Genomic DNA, 18,477 nt, shown 5'->3' on the forward strand with positions numbered 1-18,477 from the left:
CAAATAAACAGGCGCTTACTTGAAAAGGCAGCAATTCATTCCCTGAGCTTCCGAGCCAGCCTCCAATTAGAGGACCCACAACGCGTGGTCTTTCTACCTTGCTAATAATATCCATGAATCGTCTTCGCCTGCCCTTCAACAACCATAGATTTTACGGCTGTAACAGACGGCTGCCGCAGCTTGATAACCTCTAAAGCCTCAGTAACGATAGCATCCGCGGCTGATTTCCGGGAAAAGTTCTTCATATCCTGCACCTTTTCATCCCTGTACCCCAGATGCTCCAATCTCTGAAGCTGCTCTACTAACTGCTCCTCGTTTCGGGCAATCTCTATTAAATTGTGCTCAGACAACCATTCTGCATTACCTGCCTCCTGCCCGGGGAGCGGACGATAGACAATTACAGGAAGTGCTAGAGCCATCGCCTCAGTCAAGGTAATCCCCCCTGCTTTGGTCAACAGACAGGAGGATATGCACATTAGCTCCTGCATTTCTTCTGTATAACCCCGTATATGTACCCGAGGATTCCCTTGAAAAAGCTCTTCCGTAGCCATCATGAGCTTATGATTATTCCCGCACAATACCATTACATCGAAGTTTGATAGCTGCAGCACCCTCATTATTAAATGGTTAATATCACTCAACACGCCGTAAGCTCCTGCCGCAAGTAATAGATAATGCCGATTTCCATCTAGTCCATGCTTACGTAAAAGGGCTTCACGTTCCTGAGTCTGTTCAAAAGCTTCACGAATCGGAATCCCGCTAACCACAAGCTTTTCTTCAGCAATACCTAATGACATCAGTTCTGCTTTCATGCTTTCCGTAGCGATAAAATACTTTGTGGTTTGTGGATGAAGCCATCTGCCATGAACCACATAATCCGTCATGACAGTGAAAAGGGGGATCCGTCTCCCCTTTGTTGATGCAAGCTCTGCAGCGGCCAAATAAGGAAAGGTATGAATGATAATATCCGGTCCGATCTCGTCGATGATCCTTTGCACTTTCCGCTTGCCCATAGAATGAATCCATCTACCCATGAACTGGTCTGGGTTCATCTTGCTCGTCAACTTGTACACTAATCCATAAAATTCTTGAGTATAACCTGTGCTGTTCAGGTAGAATCTGCGGGACAGCTCATTCAGAGTAGGGTAGACTGCAGCGAAAAGATCCAAGGTGACAATCCGGCTGATCCCTCTACGTCTAAAAGAATGATCAATCGCTTCTGCTACTTTGAGATGCCCGTCTCCAAATGCCGAAGTTACAATAAGCACTTTAGGATCTGTGTTCATGAGAAAGCTCCTTTTTCGCTTGGCCTTCTCTAACTCTAACTCTGAATCGTAAACAGATAGTGATGAGATCCTCAACAGAATATTAACTTCAACATTTTCATAGCGCGAAGCAAACGAAGAAATTCGCAGAAAAAAACACAGTGCATCAACCTCCAGTAACGATAGGATTAATGTTCTGTGTTTAGTTAAAGGCCAACTGAACCTTCTGGTGGGTTATGAGGAGCTACTTATGAAAAGACCATAATTGCTTTTGCGAAAATTTGTGAATGGAGTTTTTGTTTTTCATCCATGTATTTCCTTTCACTATTAAAATATAAACAGCTATGGCAAAATAAATTGCGCTCCAAATCCAGTCTGAGAGGGTTATTAAATGATGCTCATATAAGTAGTTGATGTACCAGATCCCCACCGGCAAATGTACAAAAATTGCGGAGACTAATCCTGGATTATACATGCTTTTTGCTCTTATATTAATGACGACTCCATGGAAAATGATTTGGAAAAAGCCCATTAAAACAGGTGCCATCCCCAGCCATACTACTGACGGGAAGAATACAGGGAGCAAGTAGAACACATAGGCGATGACCACATTAATAATCATTGCCGACTGTTTATTTAATGGATAGTTGTCAGGGGATTCACTTTTAAAAAGGGCTATATTGAATATGCCTGGAAAGTACCCTGGCCAGCGGTATTCCTCAAATTGATGAAGAAGGATCGCCACAAAGCTTAACCATAATATGCTGTTTATCCGCGGTATTGTTTCCCAATTCATTAGAAGATACATGCATATAACAATGCCAATGAATAGTCCTATATCCTGCCAATATTTTCTTAAAAAATTCATTTAATCACCTCAATCTGAGTTTATTAATGAAAGTATCTTGCAAAGAGCAGGTCAATCTGTTCCTCTATAGGTGCAATCTTCACGGAAGCTCCTGTTTCTAGAATAGGACTCATAAGTGCCGGTAGAAAAAGCGCTCCAAAAATCTGCATCGTCATGGTCATCAGGTGTTCTGGTTGCTGTTCATCGGTTAACTCTCTTAAAGTATTTTGTATCTTAGGAAACCCTAATAGATTCAAAAATGATCCATATTCATGCTGGGAGGAGAAAACGGTCTTGCCCATCAGGATGATTCTGGAGAGCAATTCGGGATATTGAAGGATCACTTGCAAATAATCCAGTAAAAATTGCCTCAATCTATCTCGTGAGGATATAGAGAAATCGTCAAGTATGGCAAAGGTATGCTGAAAGCTGTTCAATATCAATTTGATGGACTCGCTAAACAAGTTTTCTTTGGACCCAAAGTAATAGTTAACTAGAGCGACATTCGTGCTTGAGGCTTCTGCAATTTTTTTTATAGTGATCCTTTCAAAGCCTTCTTGTTTGGTCAACTCCAGTGTGGCACGCATAATCTTCTCTTTTGTTTCCAACTTTTTGTCTGTCTCCATACGCAACCTCCAAGTATATTTCCTTTAATTTAAATGACATTTAAAATAACGTTTAAATTTAGTATAGCAATCTTTTTCCTTTTTGCAACTTTTATTTATCCGGAATCAAACCAAGTTTAAATGAAAAAGCAGCCGGTTGTTTGAGCGGCTGCTTACATGTTTTTATTAAATTAACGTTTCCTGTTAGCTTAATTGATTACCTTTGAAAAGTGAGTCTGTATTTGATATATATCCATAAATAAAAAATGTATTATTTTCTTCTCTATACGGAATTCTTAATTCATGTAAAATCGAAAGAAATTCTTTACTTATGTCAATTAATTCAGGAGGAAGCAGATTCCCCTTGTGCTTCTGATACCTTGGTCTAACCCGTATCCATTCTACAGAAAAAAAAGGTGAAAGTCCTTCTATCCAATCCCCTAAATACCAGACGTCGTTTTCGAAGTTCTCTGGATAAAGTATATCGTCTAAGACATACTTAGCTTGATATGGAGGGGTAAAAGGTAGTTTATTTAGTACATCACTTTGTAAGTTTCCCCACTTAGTGTCATTCATAACTGAACATAGTTGTTTCTGTTTAATAACTTCATGTACCCTTTTTTTAAAATCCTGTTCATAACCCACAATCAAAAATCCTCCTGAATAAACAACATAAATCCCACGCTGACCTGCCTGTGTGTCATTATTGAGTTATCGTTTCCCGGTAAATTAATTCAAAATTAGTCAAGTTTAATAATCTTATCAAAGCAGTATGAATCTTTGTCATAGCCATTATGCACATAGAAAGCATTTGCGTCGGTTCGCTTAAATCCGCTACATAAAATAATACTTGATATTCCCATTTCTTTAGCATAATTCTCAGTGTGTCTTAGTAGTTCTGTACCTATCCCACTATGCTGTAATTCCTTTTTAACGGCAAGCCCTTGAATATGTAGATAACCATTCGAAGACCCTACGGATAACGCCTGAACTATAGTGACAAAACCAACCACTTCATTTTCAAATAATGCAACGAATGTTTTATAATTTCCAGCCTTATTCATGTTTTCCATAGTAACTCGAAAATTTTCAATATTAACATTGCGAACACCAAGTACATCATTCCATAAAAAAACCACTTCAGTGTAATCATTTGCTACAACTTCTCGTATCTTAATTTCCATCGCCCCCTTATAGAAATATTCAAGCAAAGGATTCGACAATTGATGAAGCAATCCTGCCCGTTACTTCAACAAATAAAAAAGGAGCATTGCCATGGCAATGCTCCTCAGCTATCGTTTCCCGTAAGCTTAATAGATTGCCCTCTTTCTCAACCTGCAATCATTAGAATCCAATCTCTCGTTAGTTTGTTAATATTCTGATAAAATGCTCTCTAAAACTTGCTTATAATCGTTTTTATTATAAGAAGAGTTATCAACTTTTATCTTGGTAATGTTTAATCTGGTAAAAATCTCTTTTTCTAGTTCCCTTCTTGCTTTAAGAACCTGCAGTGTTCCATCTAACCCTTTATAATTTTGTGTTTTTCCATACCCCTGGTTCGTGTAATATTCAATAAATCCCTCTGACCATTCCTGAGGTCTTTCCTTTACAGCCTTTCTGAAAGAATGATCAAAATCATTCTGCTGTACGTATATCAACAATGGATTCAGCCGCTCTACAATTGTTGCCAGTTCAATAACATAACTTATAACGTCTTCCTTCTCCGCACCATGTTTAATCATGCCTATAGTTACAGGGTTTTGTATAAAACAACAATCAAAAACAAAGGTGTCTGCGCCATACAAAACACGATCCGCAAACTTCGTCCATCGTTCTGTTATCAGTTTCCTATTTTGATCTAGCGGCAATTCATAAATATCATGTTTAAAAACTGCGCGATGCAATTCATCTGGAAAACTTGACCAGACTTCACTTTTTATTTTCCGATATTCTAGGAAGTAATCGTTATCTTGTTGAATCATTAGATTACTCAACAAATCTTTAAACTTTTTATGGGTATTCAATAATTCATCCCATTCAGTTTTCTTAAAGAAAGCGACTCCATCATAATCAGCAGGATGTTCCAAATTACCTTCTAAAAATAGCTGGGATGTAATGTTCACTTCCGTAAGAATTTCATGAACGAGCTGAGCAGTTGTTGTTTTACCAGATCCCGGCATTCCCTCAATCAAGACTAATTTCGATCGCATAATAAATTTCCTCCACTCGTAGTAGAAGGATAAACAGGTAGGAATCAATAGAGATGCTGTTTCCCACAAATAAAAGCGGATACCATCAGGTATCCGCAGGATGGGTATATGATACACCTTTCCCTGCACACCTTGTAAGATTAAAGAAAAGCACACCTAATAAAATAGTGTAATCACTATTTCAGGCATTCTTTCAAATTGTTAATCTTTACAGAGTATTCCACATGATAAGGTTTATGCTCCTTTGTTAGCATCTCTATCGTTTAGATTAACAGTAAGCATAGGTAAATACAATCAGGGACTTTCTAAACAATCCTGCCCGTTAGCTTAACGGAACTTCGATATTATTGTTATTATCTGATTTAGGATGAAGACGATTTTCTATCACAAAAAAATGATTGAAAATACCTACTACTCGTATTTTGTTATCTGCCTCTCCAAAAATTTTTGTTTCTGCTGTCATAAAAATAATCTGATGTGTGAGACTTGATGATTTCAAGTCATTAATAGTATGAAAGCAATTTGAGCTTTCGGAACTGTCACATTTAAGACCGTGAACCTTATGGAGGTAATTATCATAATATTGACTACTTGGTTTTGTATAAGCCATCACAAATAATAATATGGAAACGATTAGAAAAGCATATTTCTTCTTGATAAAGGCACCTCATCTCTTATGGATAATCGTACTATATAATACCGCATTTAACTGCCGAATAGTGCTTTTGAATACACTTATATCCACGTTTGAAACGATTTATTGACCATCTTAACATTGTTCATTTTTGCCCAACTCTTTAAATCCGAGATACCTTTATCTTCATCCTTTGAATACCTAAATGCCATATCTAATGGGACGATCTTCCTCCTGTAAGGTAATATCCCAATAACAGGTTTAAAGTACCCCCTGGTCATTATCACTTTAATATCCTTTGAATTAATAATATTTCCATTTAATATAATTTGCTCATTGGATAGGCATAACTCCGTTGGTTTCTTAAAAAATGTTCTGTACAATGCGAGTAACAATAAAACTAAACACAAAAGAACCACAGTTAACGAAGTGTAGAATACCCCTCTCTGATTCCATAATCTCAATCCAAGAATAGATTGACTCGATATAAGAGCAATCATGCCTATAATAGTTCCAATTCTGGATGGATTCTTAACTGGATATTTTATTTCCGTCAACATGGCTCCCCCCTGTTCAAATCCCATACCTTAGAATACCACATATTGGAAGTATCCTGCCCGTTAGTTGAACATAGGCAGCCGATCCATTGACCGACTGCCTGTGTGTCGTTATTGAGTTATCGTTTCACGTTAACGTAAAGTTAAGGTAATGAATCGACATGTGATTCGACTTCAAAAATAAATTCTTCGAGCTTATCGCAGTCAAACCAACCACTTTTTTCATTGATTTCATAAAGCACTTGAATTTTGCTGCTGGGGCAGTGGAACGCTATGTAACTTCCCCGTCCAAAATGAGCTAATGCCTGCACTAGGGCTTGTTCAGTATCTTTCCATGTAGCAAAACCGGCTTTGAGGCGCTACCGTCTCCTTTGTGTAACAGGATGTTTCCCGAGTTCAATCGTGTACGCATAGGTTCCATTCTTTCGTTTGCTGATACAGCCTCGCATCGTTATTCAGCCTCCTCGTTGATTTTCAGTCGTGTTACACTTGTACTGGAAAACAGAACAGCGGGATTGTCGTTATACATAGAGGACAAACTTGAACCACTGAAGACGGTCTTTATGTATAGAGGGCAGACTTCGAGTGTTACATTGCGCAGCAGTATAGCACACTGTACCCACTTGAGGTTTGCCCTTTTTTTGAAACTGGTTTTCATAATCCATCTTTTCCAGCTCTAATTATGCACTTTCTCTGGTTTAGCCCCTCCATGCTGCTCCTTATTCCGAGAGGCTATAATCTGCAATATCTTGCTACATTGCTACATTAATAATATGAATCGGAAGTTCATATGAGAGCAATGCAAGAATTCTTATAAAATCTCACGAATATGCAGTGCTTCGCATATGCAAAAAACGCTCGAGGGCTGTCCCGCTATCATAGATAGCGAAACAGTCCTGAGCGTAATATCTGTGTTCGTTTAATTCATCATACTGGCAGCAATACGGATGACCTCATCCTTGGTCAACTCAGATTTCTCCTGGCGAACCGACACATTATAGATGATCTGCGCTTCCGGGTCAGACCAGACTAGTCTATACTTATACCCCAGGTCAATCTTTTCGTTGCTGGAAGGTTCGAGATAAATGAGCTGCTTGCCGCCAATATCAATATTCTCCACCTTTGTCGTTTTGGTCCACATCAGGCTTTCTACCGGTGTAGCTTTTTCATCAACACGTGAGGCACTGATTCTCACCTGAATCTTCCCCTTCTTGTACACAAGTGTAGAAGAATCATAGGCAATATTCTCCGCCTTCTCCCGTTTCCAAGTCATCCGGAAGTTGTCTCCTAGGTCTATCTCGCTTTCACCTTTAAACTGCTTGTCATCTTCGACCTTTATAAAAGAAGGCTTGATAAACGCCTCGTCCAAGGTATACCCGTCCGGCATATATCCCGGTTGCTTCACTTCGGGAGCGTGGTGCTTCTCAACACTAGTCTTATAAGTGGAATAGTCCTTGACTATGATCGGCGGGCAGTATAACCCAAGATGAGATTCTTCTTTCCCGTCTTCACGTTTGATAACATAGGTGGCATACTCTCCAGGAAGCAGCAACTTCTCAATGGCATTGTAGCCCTTTGCATATTTCATCTTGTAGAGTTCATCCTCTTTGCTCAGCTGCGCTTTGGCCGGCCAGGGAATCAAGGGTTCATTCGGCTTCTCTATCATTCCACCTGATTTCGTTGCCAGAAGTGGCTTATAGGGCAGCACCTTGTACTGAATTTGGGCCCCCTGCCGGAGTTCACCGGAATACTGGGTATAACCGCCGCCCAACAAGACCATTACAAGTAGTGCCGCCACCCAGCCCTGCACCGGAATCCGCAGGATTCTCCTCCGGCTCCGCCCCGTTCCGGCTTCTGTCTTTAGCCTGCGCATAACGTTAGGAGCCCCTTCGTTTGGCGGAAGTGTCTGCAGAGGGGTCTGCTCTTCTGCAGCAGGTAAGATCCCGCCAAGCCCGAGCGCTGTCATTACCTGTTCATGAACATCAACGGGGATGAAATTGGCGGACCGGTCTCCGTGCTTCAGAAACCGCTCCTCCGAGGTTAATTCACTCTTGTCCATAGTTGTTTCTCCTTTCTCTCCAACACCTTTTTAAGCTTGCCTTTGGTCCGTTCATATCTTTTGCGTACGGTAGCCGTACTGACACCCAGAATTTCGCCGATTTCCGCAAACGATTTATCTTCATAAATACGCAGAATCAACAAATTCCGGTCTTCCACATTCAGCTTCCCCAGGGCGGTCGAGACTGGCTCGCTGAACAGGCGGTCCTCGACCATTTGTTCGGCACTGTTCACCGCAACCTCCTGCCGGAGCAGCTTGCGCAATTGAAACTGAAATTTCTGCCGCCGCAACTGATTCAGACAATGGTGGTACGCGATCTTGTAGAGCCATGATACGAAATCCGCCTGCGGCTTGTATTGCCCGATATTCTGATAGGCCTTAATCAGGACATCCTGCACCGCATCCTCCGCCTCTTCCCTGCTGTTCAGCATCCGGAAGCAGTAGAGGTATATCCGCTGCTGGTACAGCTTGATTACATCTGAGAACAGGCGGGCATCTCCGGCCTGTATTCTCCTAATCTTCTCTTCCATAGAATCCACGTTGGTCTCCTTTCTTCTATTTCTTCTGTTTCTATAGATATAACACTTGAGTAGCCTCAGGCGTGACATTTATTTCTTCCGGCTGCACAGCAAATGAGACCTACAGATGAATCCCGGTTGGTGATCCGCTTGAACATTTGCATCACCTTCTCAGCCAGGTTCCTGTTTTTCCAGTATTGGACTGCATCGGCATGGACCTTAATCAGAATTACATCCGGGTCATCATAGCCGGTCTTCAGGAGCGCCCCGCAAATAAAGGCAGGGTCAACATTGGTGGGGGTTGGCGGCAGTGACTTTCTCTCGCTGGACTTTCCTAGGGATCGGTAACGTAAATGGAGTTACACTTAGCTTAGCTGTCAGCTGACAGCTGACAGCAGCCTGACTCCACGATGTAGAATCCGGTACTTTTACTACAAGCTAACCACTCTAGGCACCCTTGAACCCCTCGCGGACAAGAACACCAAAACACTTTTGGCCGACAAACTTCTCGCCATGAACTATCCAATAGTAACGATAGCACGTATCGTGATCCATTTTTCTCGTCCTAAGTATGCCAATCTGGTCGTAATAACGCAGTGTCATCTCCTATCTACAACATAATGTGAGTATACAGTTTCCCGTGCTGAGAAACGTCAATGATGCTTTTATTCATTCGAGAAATTACTCTTAGATGAACAAAAGCAGCCGATCGTGTTGATCGGCTGCCTTCTTGTTTTTATTAAGATATCGTTTCACTCTAGCTTAAAGTTCAGGTAATGAATCGACATGTGATTCGACTTCAAAAATAAATTCTTCGAGGTCATCGCTTCTAATATCTGACAGTAATCAAATAAACACTCAACATCAGCTCTGTCCATTAAATTGGAATGCTGATACTCAGTCCCAGATGGCTCTGGAAAAATTCGGCGATAAAGTTCTCTTTGTCGTTCTCCAATCCATTTCTTATTTAAACCATAGTAGTTTTAGTCCTACTGCTCATTTTTTTAAATAGTAAGCTAGCAAGAAGTAAAGCTATGCATACAGCGGCAAAACCCAACCAATTCAAATATAGGACAGAGGTACGACTGATGACTAACCCGCCTAATCCAGATCCCAGTGCAAAGCCAAATTGGATGAACGAAGTATTTACACTAAGAGCAATGTCCGGATTTCGAGGCGCCAGAGTAACCAGATATAGTTGCTGGGCCGGGGAAATACTCCACGTTGCTAACATAAAAATCATTAAAACCAAGATTAAAACCAACAAATTGACTCCGGCTAGAGCGAATAAAAGCAGTGTCGTCCCTTGTAACAGGAGCCCGAGACAAATGGTGAATTTCGATCCCTTTGCATCTGCCAGTTGTCCGCCCAGCTTTGATCCGACAAAGCTGCAAATGCCCGCCAGGAACAGAACACCGCTAATTTCGGTCATGGAAAGAGAGGACGTGGCTTGCAAGAAAGGCGTAATATAAGTAAACAGTGTAGAATAGCCGCCGACATAAAATAACGTAATAACCAAGGCCATCAGAATGGTTGGATTTTTTAAAATAGAGAGCTGCATTCTGAGGGTAACCTTTTCCTCTTCTTTGATTGCCGGAACCTTTTTATAGATGATAAGTAATGGAAGAATACTTAATAATCCGATTAAAACAAATAGCACTCTCCATCCAAACATCTCACTAAAAAATGTGCCCACAGGAACACCAAGCACTAGTGAACTGCTAAGCCCCATCAAAATGATACCGATGGCATTGCCCCTTTTTTCTTTTTCAACGAGTCGGGTCGCTATTGCCATGGCTACAACGGTAGCGACTCCTCCGCTAGCCCCTTGGATAATACGTATCCATAGTACTGTTTCATAAGCAAGATCTACAAACATAAGTCCGTTGCTGGCAATAAACACACCTAGGGTGATCATTAGTAGTTTCTTGCGATCTGCATTGATCGTTAATGCAATCAAAACCGGAGCGACAATGGCTGCAGAGAGGGCAAACACAGTCACCAATAATCCAACTTCAGAAGTAGATACTCCCAAGTCCACAGCAATCATCTCAATAACTCCTGTAATAATATATTCAATGGTTCCAATCAGAAAAACAGCCAGTGCCAGAATATAAATGATCCGTTTATTTTTCAATTTCCCCCACTCCACTTCTTCTGTTATCTATTTATAATGGGAATTTGTATTTCTATGAATTGTGCATCTCGTTCTGGAGATAACGGTAAATATAACTCCCTGCCCGGTTCGTTCTCCTTGATCTGATAGTTGTTTTTCTCAATCCATTTAGCTAAATGAACACAGGCAGCACAATCAAAACTAGTATTTGAATGAAAAGCCATTGTGGCCATCATCGGTTCAGGAGGAAGAGTCCGTAGCTGAAACGGTTCTGGAAATGATCGCAGCTCACAGGTTAAAAAATACCCGACTTCAAACTCAAACTCATCCTCTTTTCCTTCGACGTCTTTCCACAAAACAACCTGAGGGCCTTGAATGAATTGACGATTTTCCGTCGTTATAAACTGATCAAATTGACGAAGCAAATCCGGAATGTCCTCTTCTTTCCCGCATGCTTTCTGATAAAGAAACAATTGAGCACCCTCTGCTTTGACTCTGATTTCTTGACCCGTTTCGAATTGCCCCTCTTTTTCTATAAGCTGCATACGTTCCTCAATCCTGACGAGTTTAGCTTGTTCCGTATCGATGATATGCTGGATTTCGCTTCTTTTCAGCTTAAACATGCCTTGAATATTTTCTAATGAAATATTTTCCTGAAGCAGCTGTTTAATTTGAGGCAATGTAAAACCCAATTCCTTATAGATTAAAATTCGGTTGAGCTCAAGGAGCTGATCTGCGGAATAGTAACGGTAGCACGTATCCTGATCCACTTTTTTCGGCCTTAGTATGCCAATCTGGTCGTAATAACGCAGTGTTTTTAAGGATACCTTGCTTAGCCTAGAAAATGCACTAATTTTGAACAAAATATCATCTCCAATCTATAACATAAAGTGAGTATACAGTTTCCCGTGCAGGGGAAAGTCAAGGATGCTTTTATTTATTTGAGAAATTACTCTTAGATGAACAAAAGCAGCTGATCGTGTTGATCGGCTGCCTTCTTGTTTATATTAAGCTTCTTTCCAAGGTTTAATTGGTGCGTTATAAGCCAATAAACGTTTTCACCTTTGCCCATCCTTCAATTATCGCACGGAGTAGCTAGCTTGAGCTATAGGTAGCTAATTCCACGCACGGTGTAGATAGCTTGAGCTATAGACGGCTAGTTTAAACACTGGGTAGCACGTTTAGGAGCAAATTTGGCAGGCGGCGTTCTTTTCACCAACTGTTCGGACTCAGTTGCTCTTATTTCCACAATTCAGCTCGTTTTGCCACACTATCGGACTCAGTTGCAGCTATTCGCTCAAATGTACTTCTTTTCTACGCAAAGCAAGGGTAATAAGAGCTATACAGTCCGAAATCTTCGTAATATGAACCCATATGCTGAAATAGCTGCAATACAGTCCGATACGATCAAGATCGCGCAAAGGGCAGCTAGTTTCGAGACATAGGCGGCTAGTTTGAGCAACAGGTTACAAATTCTGCGCACGGAGTAGCTAGGTTGGGCTATAGGTAGCTAATTCCGCGCACGGTGTAGATAGCTCGAGCTGTAGTTAGCTAATTCCGCGCACGGTGTAGATAGCTTGAGCTATAGACGGCTAGTTTAAGCGCTAGGTAGCACGTTTAGGAGCAAATTTGGCAGGCGGCGTTCTTTTCACCAACTGTTCGGACTCAGTTGCTCTTATTTCCACAATTCAGCTCGTTTTGCCAAACTATCGGACTCAGTTGCAGCTATCCCCTCAAATGTACTTCTTTTCTACGCAAATCAAGGGCAATAAGAGCTATACAGTCCGAAACCTTCGCAATATGAACCCATATGCTGGAATAGCTGCAATACGGTCCGATACGATCAAGATCGCGCAAAGGGCAGCTGATCACGCAGCTGGCTGATCGTGATTTGAGACAACGTTTCCCGTTAGTAGAACAAATTACTCCCAGTAAGGAGTCCCACTAAAAAGAAATTCTTTTTTATTTACATATAACTTAAATTCCCGACTTGCTAATCTACTAATGTGACTGGGTAACCACTCATTAGATTCAGGCAACCCAAGCCAAAAATTCATTGTTTCGAGTTGGGCAGCTACAAAGAAGCCTTCTAACTGTTGAACATAGTTATGAGGCAGGTCGAATTGTTTGGCGTATGATTCTAGCAACTGGCTTCTGAACGCTGGGTGGATATAAGAAAGTGCCCAACCTAAATCGAATAAATAATATCCGAACCCGCAAGCTCCAAAATCAATGGCTCTAGCTTCTTGTTTATGAAACACATAATTACTTGGAATCAAGTCTGCGTGAATTATCCCCCAGTTGCCAGGTGTTCTTTCTATATCGTTCATCATTAAAATTGCACGCTCACCGGCCAATTGCAGAATTTCCACATCATTTTTATTGAGCTCACCACCGTCAGCAAGCTGTTTGAGCTTTTCTAATGATTGTGAAATTCTAGTATTATCAAAGGATGGTCTAGTAAATGATTGCGGAACCTTCCAAATAGATGATTGTTTATGAAGCTTTCCGATCAATTCACCTACGCACTCGGCATCATTGACTGTTGGAACAAATTGTTTTTGTTCACCCTCTACCCATTTTACCAATGTACAGTTCATGTCAGCTATCTTAGTAACATATTCACCAATGTTATTTTTTATAGGTGACGGTAACACCAGATCAGTATCATTTATTAATGATTCCAGCCAAATCATTTCTGAATGAATGACTTTTTCCTCAGACCAAATACTTTCCATCGAATCATTTTTTGATAGATGTATCCGCAAACTATAGTAGTTACTTTCCTTATCTGTCACTTTATAGATGGTGTTTGCATTTTGGCCAATATGAGCTATTGATTGATAAGTAATCGAATAACAAGTTAATGCTTCTATTGCAACATCATGAGTATTTAACATGTTCTCCTCACTCCCCCTGAAACAACCGAATAAGGACATCGTAACATGACTTTTTCTAATAGTTCGGGAGAGAACTCTTATATTTATATTTTATCCACCCCTAGTTTATTAAGGTAACTTGCCCGTTAGTTGAATAAAGGCAGCAGATCACATTTACTGACGGGCTGCCTTTATCGTGTTTATGGAACTAGCGTTTCCCGTTAGCTTAACGCCATTGCCTATGCATCACCAATCTCCGATATACGTGTCTACTTTACTTTATTTAATAAGTTTGTCACCATTCTACTCAATGTCCCTTGATCGACGAAGGGAGCAAGGCTTGCCAGCAGATCTGGGCTAAGATGTTCAGCTTCGACTCCACTAATTAACTTCTCGAGATTTTCCCTGTCCAGAAAAGGTGCGAGGCTTATGATCCGGTTAGCATCAATAGTGCCATCTGCAACCCGGTCTACCAAGCGGCTTAACGTTTCTCTGCTAATAAAGGGTGCCAGCCCTTGAACGAAATGCCAGCTCAAGCTACCCTCTTCTGCTTGTTGAACCAACCGATCTACATGTTCTCTTTCAAGAAACGGGGCAATTCCAACAAGATTGTGCACTTCTAAGGAACCGTCAATCGATTTATCTACCAGTCGGCTTAATGTGTCGCTGCTGACGAACGGAGCGAGTCCAGTAATGGCATTCCACATAATTTCGCCCTCTTCTGCCTGACGAACCAGTTCATCCAATGTATCTGTTCCAAGGAACGGAGCCAGCCGCATGATCACGTCTAACTTAAGGACGCTGCTGTCTAATCGTTCTGTAACCTTATGCAGAGCGCTTGCTTTTACAAACGGTGCTACTTCTACAAGCTCTTCCACCTTCATCTCACCGGTATTGACCATCTCTGCAACTTGGTCCGGCCTGTTCTCTGCGATCTCCTCAACGATCGTTCCTAGGTGCTGGTGCTCCCGATTTTCTGAGTTGTCTCCTGCATTTAAAATGTCGTCTACCGTTTTGCCGAATAACCTCGCAAACTGCGGAAGCGTTCCGATATCCGGTAGCGAGTCACCCCGTTCCCATTTCGATACCGCTTGATGACTTACATTCAGTTGATCGGCAAGTTCCAATTGGGTCAAATCCTGGTCTTTACGAAGCTTCGAAATATAAGCTCCAATTTTACGCAAGTCGAGCATTGTATACCTCCAATAAAACAAAATGTACAGTGCGCACTGTCGAAAACAGCATAGCATTTCCTCAAACGCAATCCTATCAAGCGGTGGTTGAATTTTCATAGGCGCTTTATTCAACTGTCGGTAGAATTCTCCACTTTTGTCACTTTCATTTATAGGTTTTTTTCTACAGTTCATTTCCATTATCCTGCCTGCTAGTTGAATTACACCACGTACGTTCATAGGTCCATGCAAGCACAACTTCACTAATTGATCAACATGAAGTATCACACGAAACCTTTAATGGAGACGAGAAATGGATGGAGAACTTTTTTTATTTCCTATAGCCATTTGAACGATAATCTGAAGCACGATGATTACAGCCAAACCATAGAATGCTTGAACGAAGCTGCCTGTTGCATCGTGGAGCCAGCCAATCGCTAGCGGCCCAAGCGCTCCGAGAATGTAGCCACCAGATTGGGTCATTGCGGACCAGCTACTAGCTTCTTGAGCATTACTTGTTTCATCAATGGGCAACATCAGTGCAATCGGGAACAGCCCACCCGCTCCAATACCGAGTGGAATCGCCGCGAGCCAGGGGCTAACGGATAGGTTCAGCATCAAGACACCCGTCAACTCTAATATTGCACACCCGACAAGCCAGAATACACGTCTTTGGTAACGATGTACAAGCATCGGAATGAACAAAGTAGAGGGCAGCGATATCAAGGTAAATAAAGTTTGGATTTTGCCGGCAGTCTCTTGGCTATACCCCTGGCTTTGGATTGCTGGCGCAAGCCAAGCGGTCAACGAATAGAAGATCGCTGCCATCAGCCCGAAGAATAATGTCAGCACCCAGGCACGTCTATTGTTCACCGGAAGTGGTGCATTAAGTACACTCGAGATTTTACCGGATTGTCGATCTGTGCGCGCAGACCAGGCTAATCTTAACCAAATCGGCAATGCAATAGCTGCGAGTAATGCCCATACAGCCAACGAGCCTCTCCACGAACCACCCAGCGTATGCTGCAGCGGGACCGATAGTCCCACACTAATGCTGGCCCCCATCACCATCGCTGTAGAGTAAATACCCACCATGGATGCCACTCGGTCAGGGAAGTACTGCTTAATGAAACTGGACAACAGCGGCCCTGCCAATGCAATTCCTACACCGGAAAGAAAAGAAGTGAACATCATCAAAGGAGTTGTACCAACAAACCATCGTAATCCCGTACCTAACCCAATGAGGATTAAAGCCAGAACAATTGCGCCCTCATTTCCCCACCTTCTGCTTAATCGTACGGAGAACGGAGCAAATATGCCCATGCATAATACCGGAAGTGTGGTTAACAAACTGGCGGTAATCCCGCTTATACCCAGATCATTCTGAATGATGCTCATTAGAGGAGAAATGGATGTAATGGGTGGTCGTAAATTCAGTGAAGCCAGGATAAGCGCCAAGACGATATAAAAAAGTTTCATTATGAATCACCTCATGGTAGTAGTATCGCTGCATTCTCCCATGACCCTTTGTTAATAACAGATCTTTGGGCGGTGCATGATTAAGTATAGAATCATTAGAATGATTGAACAATACTATTGTTTCTATTAAAATGATTACTAAAACCAATGATTAGAGGTCATTCATATGGAGATTCGTCAGATGGAAAACTTCATTGCTGTGTGTGAGGAGCTTCATTTTACACGAGCAGCTGAGAAGCTTGGCATATCTCAGCCTACGTTGAGTCAACAAATACGCGCGCTTGAGGATGAACTCGGAGTTCCCTTATTTGACCGAGTCGGCAAAAAGATTGTGATGACTCAAGCAGGAAATCTGTTTTTGGAGCACTGTGTACAGATGATTCGACATTTACAGAATACCCAGGATGCGTTAGCTGAATTACGCAATGATCAACGAGGTCGGTTGGTAATTGGTGTTCTCCCTTCCGATCTGGACTATCGGCTCACCCCATTGCTCGTAAATTTTCATACGCGATTCCCCAAGGTGCAGCTGAAGCTTATCTCTTCGATCTACGTCTTGAATCAAGTACTGGATAATGAAGTAGACATCGGGATCGAGATCACCTCTGCTCCAGATGATCGGCTTGTACGCATTCCCTTGTGCAGTGAAGAATATGTACTTGTCGTTTCTGAGAATCATGATTGGGCTGAACGAAGCACGATTGGAATCCAGGAACTGCGTAATATCCAAACTGTGATGTTCCCCGAAGGATTTACAGGCAGAGAATTGGTTGATGGCTATTGCCGAAAATATGGATTCAGCTTAAATACGATCATGGAGACCAGTTCGGCAACTTCCATTATTAGCTTGGTGAAAGCCAACGTCGGAGGAACATTGCTGCCTTACCGTTTGATCCAAGCAATGAATGAACCAACACTACGCTGCATCCGAATTACAGACGATCCGCCATATCGTCACTTTGAGATCATTCATCGGTCCGACCGTTTTCTGACAAAATCGGCCAAGGCATTTATTGAGAAAACTATCGAGTATTTCAACTAAAGGTGAGATGCGAAAGAGATCGCTTCTGCTGCCAGAAGTAGAGTATAGTAGGAATGAAAATATATTAGGAGGCTACAGCCATGTCACAGGAGATTTGGATTAACCTGCCAGTCAAAGATGTTGAGAGGTCAACTGCCTTTTTCAATGAGATTGGATTCCAAGCGGTGAGTGTTGGTAACGAGAGAGCTAAGCTTGTTATAGGTCAAACAACAATTCTGCTGTTCCCGGATGCGGCGTTTGAGAAATTTACTGGTTCAAAAACCGCAGATACTTCCCATAGCGCTGAAGTAATCTTCTCCATTGGTGCTGAAAGCAGAGAAGAAGTAGATGCCTTTGTCCAAAAAGTAGAGGCTGCTGGAGGAAACATCTTTGGCAAGCCAAGTGAGACTGACGGCTGGATGTACGGCGCAGGATTTGCCGACCTGGACGGTCACCGCTGGAATCTGCTGTACATGGATGAGAGCAAAATGCCAAAACGCGAAATTTGAAGCGAAAAGCCAACACCAACAAATCCAAGATATGGTGTAATGATTCGGGCTTATACGTTGATGAAAAGAGCTGGGGAACGGAATGAATAAAGAAAATAGGGACTTCGCTGAACGAGTTCTTAAACATCTTTGTATTGGGGCAAAAATTGATGGTCTTAGATTTGGAGTATCAAGTGGTGCTACTCAAGTTTATTTAACTAAGTATGAAGGCTTCGATGATTTAGCTGGTCAACTGTACCTGAACATTGAATCAAAGTGGACTATATTGGATTCAGTTCCCTCTCAATACCCTAGTAATGAAAGTCAAATTGCAGATGTTTCTGAGGAAGAAAAATACAGTCAGATCATAAAGATGAGACGTGAAAAGATTATAGATATACAATTGGGAGACAGCACTCCACATTTAATTATAAGCTTTGAATCAGGTAGCATACTATTTGTTATTGGTTTTCATGAGAAGTATGAATGTTGGCAGGTGGGAGTAGAATCTGATAACTGGCTAGTTGTTGCATGTCCAATGAATGGAATTGCTACATGGACTTCAAATAAATTTGAATAATAATAAAACACTCCATTGTCAGGAGTGTTTTTTCTTTTATATACAGA

At 41.7% G+C, this 18,477-nt stretch carries 18 protein-coding genes; 3 read left to right on the forward strand and 15 right to left on the reverse strand.

Annotated features, from left to right (window positions below):
- Nucleotides 1-101: 101 nt before the first annotated feature.
- From MHH89_RS13735 to MHH89_RS13800, 15 genes are all read right to left on the reverse strand, one after another.
- Nucleotides 102-1,286 (reverse strand): MGDG synthase family glycosyltransferase, encoded by a 1,185-nt coding sequence (locus tag MHH89_RS13735; protein WP_076194978.1) that lies wholly within the window; start codon nt 1,284-1,286, stop codon nt 102-104.
- A 223-nt stretch (nt 1,287-1,509) separates the two neighbouring features.
- Nucleotides 1,510-2,133, reverse strand: coding sequence for an HXXEE domain-containing protein (locus tag MHH89_RS13740; RefSeq protein WP_076194975.1), 624 nt, complete (start codon nt 2,131-2,133; stop codon nt 1,510-1,512).
- Nucleotides 2,134-2,156: 23 nt separating this feature from the next.
- Nucleotides 2,157-2,738, reverse strand: coding sequence for a TetR/AcrR family transcriptional regulator (locus tag MHH89_RS13745; RefSeq protein WP_076184227.1), 582 nt, complete (start codon nt 2,736-2,738; stop codon nt 2,157-2,159).
- 183 nt (nt 2,739-2,921) lie between these two features.
- Nucleotides 2,922-3,362 (reverse strand): DUF6678 family protein, encoded by a 441-nt coding sequence (locus tag MHH89_RS13750; protein ID WP_081386470.1) that lies wholly within the window; start codon nt 3,360-3,362, stop codon nt 2,922-2,924.
- A gap of 95 nt (nt 3,363-3,457) precedes the next feature.
- Nucleotides 3,458-3,901, reverse strand: coding sequence for a GNAT family N-acetyltransferase (locus MHH89_RS13755; protein ID WP_341087340.1), 444 nt, complete (start codon nt 3,899-3,901; stop codon nt 3,458-3,460).
- A 186-nt stretch (nt 3,902-4,087) separates the two neighbouring features.
- Nucleotides 4,088-4,927, reverse strand: coding sequence for a hypothetical protein (locus tag MHH89_RS13760; protein WP_076307282.1), 840 nt, complete (start codon nt 4,925-4,927; stop codon nt 4,088-4,090).
- A 735-nt stretch (nt 4,928-5,662) separates the two neighbouring features.
- The gene (locus tag MHH89_RS13765; protein WP_076130208.1) at nt 5,663-6,121 is read right to left on the reverse strand and encodes a hypothetical protein; all 459 of its coding nucleotides are present in this window, start codon (nt 6,119-6,121) and stop codon (nt 5,663-5,665) included.
- Between the two features lie 916 nt (nt 6,122-7,037).
- On the reverse strand, nt 7,038-8,177 hold the full coding sequence (locus MHH89_RS13770; RefSeq protein ID WP_081387989.1) for a DUF4367 domain-containing protein: 1,140 nt from the start codon (nt 8,175-8,177) through the stop codon (nt 7,038-7,040).
- The gene (locus tag MHH89_RS13775) at nt 8,159-8,707 is read right to left on the reverse strand and encodes an RNA polymerase sigma factor (RefSeq protein ID WP_076217975.1); all 549 of its coding nucleotides are present in this window, start codon (nt 8,705-8,707) and stop codon (nt 8,159-8,161) included. Before MHH89_RS13775 ends, MHH89_RS13770 begins: the two co-directional genes overlap by 19 nt.
- Before the next feature lie 65 nt (nt 8,708-8,772).
- Nucleotides 8,773-9,006, reverse strand: a complete 234-nt coding sequence (locus MHH89_RS31340) for a pyridoxamine 5'-phosphate oxidase family protein (RefSeq protein WP_139331143.1) — start codon at nt 9,004-9,006, stop codon at nt 8,773-8,775.
- A gap of 656 nt (nt 9,007-9,662) precedes the next feature.
- Nucleotides 9,663-10,832, reverse strand: a complete 1,170-nt coding sequence (locus tag MHH89_RS13780; protein WP_076217973.1) for an MFS transporter — start codon at nt 10,830-10,832, stop codon at nt 9,663-9,665.
- 23 nt (nt 10,833-10,855) lie between these two features.
- The gene (locus MHH89_RS13785) at nt 10,856-11,674 is read right to left on the reverse strand and encodes a MerR family transcriptional regulator (RefSeq protein WP_076130205.1); all 819 of its coding nucleotides are present in this window, start codon (nt 11,672-11,674) and stop codon (nt 10,856-10,858) included.
- 1,059 nt (nt 11,675-12,733) lie between these two features.
- Nucleotides 12,734-13,711, reverse strand: a complete 978-nt coding sequence (locus MHH89_RS13790; RefSeq protein WP_076277409.1) for a phosphotransferase enzyme family protein — start codon at nt 13,709-13,711, stop codon at nt 12,734-12,736.
- 248 nt (nt 13,712-13,959) lie between these two features.
- Nucleotides 13,960-14,883, reverse strand: coding sequence for a helix-turn-helix transcriptional regulator (locus MHH89_RS13795; protein ID WP_076130257.1), 924 nt, complete (start codon nt 14,881-14,883; stop codon nt 13,960-13,962).
- Between the two features lie 276 nt (nt 14,884-15,159).
- Nucleotides 15,160-16,341 (reverse strand): MFS transporter, encoded by a 1,182-nt coding sequence (locus MHH89_RS13800; protein ID WP_341087344.1) that lies wholly within the window; start codon nt 16,339-16,341, stop codon nt 15,160-15,162.
- Between the two features lie 181 nt (nt 16,342-16,522).
- Here MHH89_RS13800 and MHH89_RS13805 point away from each other — a divergent pair, with 181 nt between their 5' ends.
- The 3 genes from MHH89_RS13805 (at nt 16,523) to MHH89_RS13815 (ending at nt 18,430) form a co-directional block, all read left to right on the forward strand.
- On the forward strand, nt 16,523-17,383 hold the full coding sequence (locus tag MHH89_RS13805; RefSeq protein WP_256717511.1) for a LysR family transcriptional regulator: 861 nt from the start codon (nt 16,523-16,525) through the stop codon (nt 17,381-17,383).
- An 80-nt stretch (nt 17,384-17,463) separates the two neighbouring features.
- On the forward strand, nt 17,464-17,871 hold the full coding sequence (locus MHH89_RS13810) for a VOC family protein (RefSeq protein ID WP_076130260.1): 408 nt from the start codon (nt 17,464-17,466) through the stop codon (nt 17,869-17,871).
- A gap of 82 nt (nt 17,872-17,953) precedes the next feature.
- The gene (locus MHH89_RS13815) at nt 17,954-18,430 is read left to right on the forward strand and encodes a hypothetical protein (RefSeq protein ID WP_076194765.1); all 477 of its coding nucleotides are present in this window, start codon (nt 17,954-17,956) and stop codon (nt 18,428-18,430) included.
- The last annotated feature ends 47 nt before the right edge of the window (nt 18,431-18,477 follow it).

The organism is Paenibacillus sp. FSL H7-0323, assembly GCF_038002725.1.
Taxonomy (GTDB): Bacteria; Bacillota; Bacilli; order Paenibacillales; family Paenibacillaceae; genus Paenibacillus_AQ; species Paenibacillus_AQ odorifer.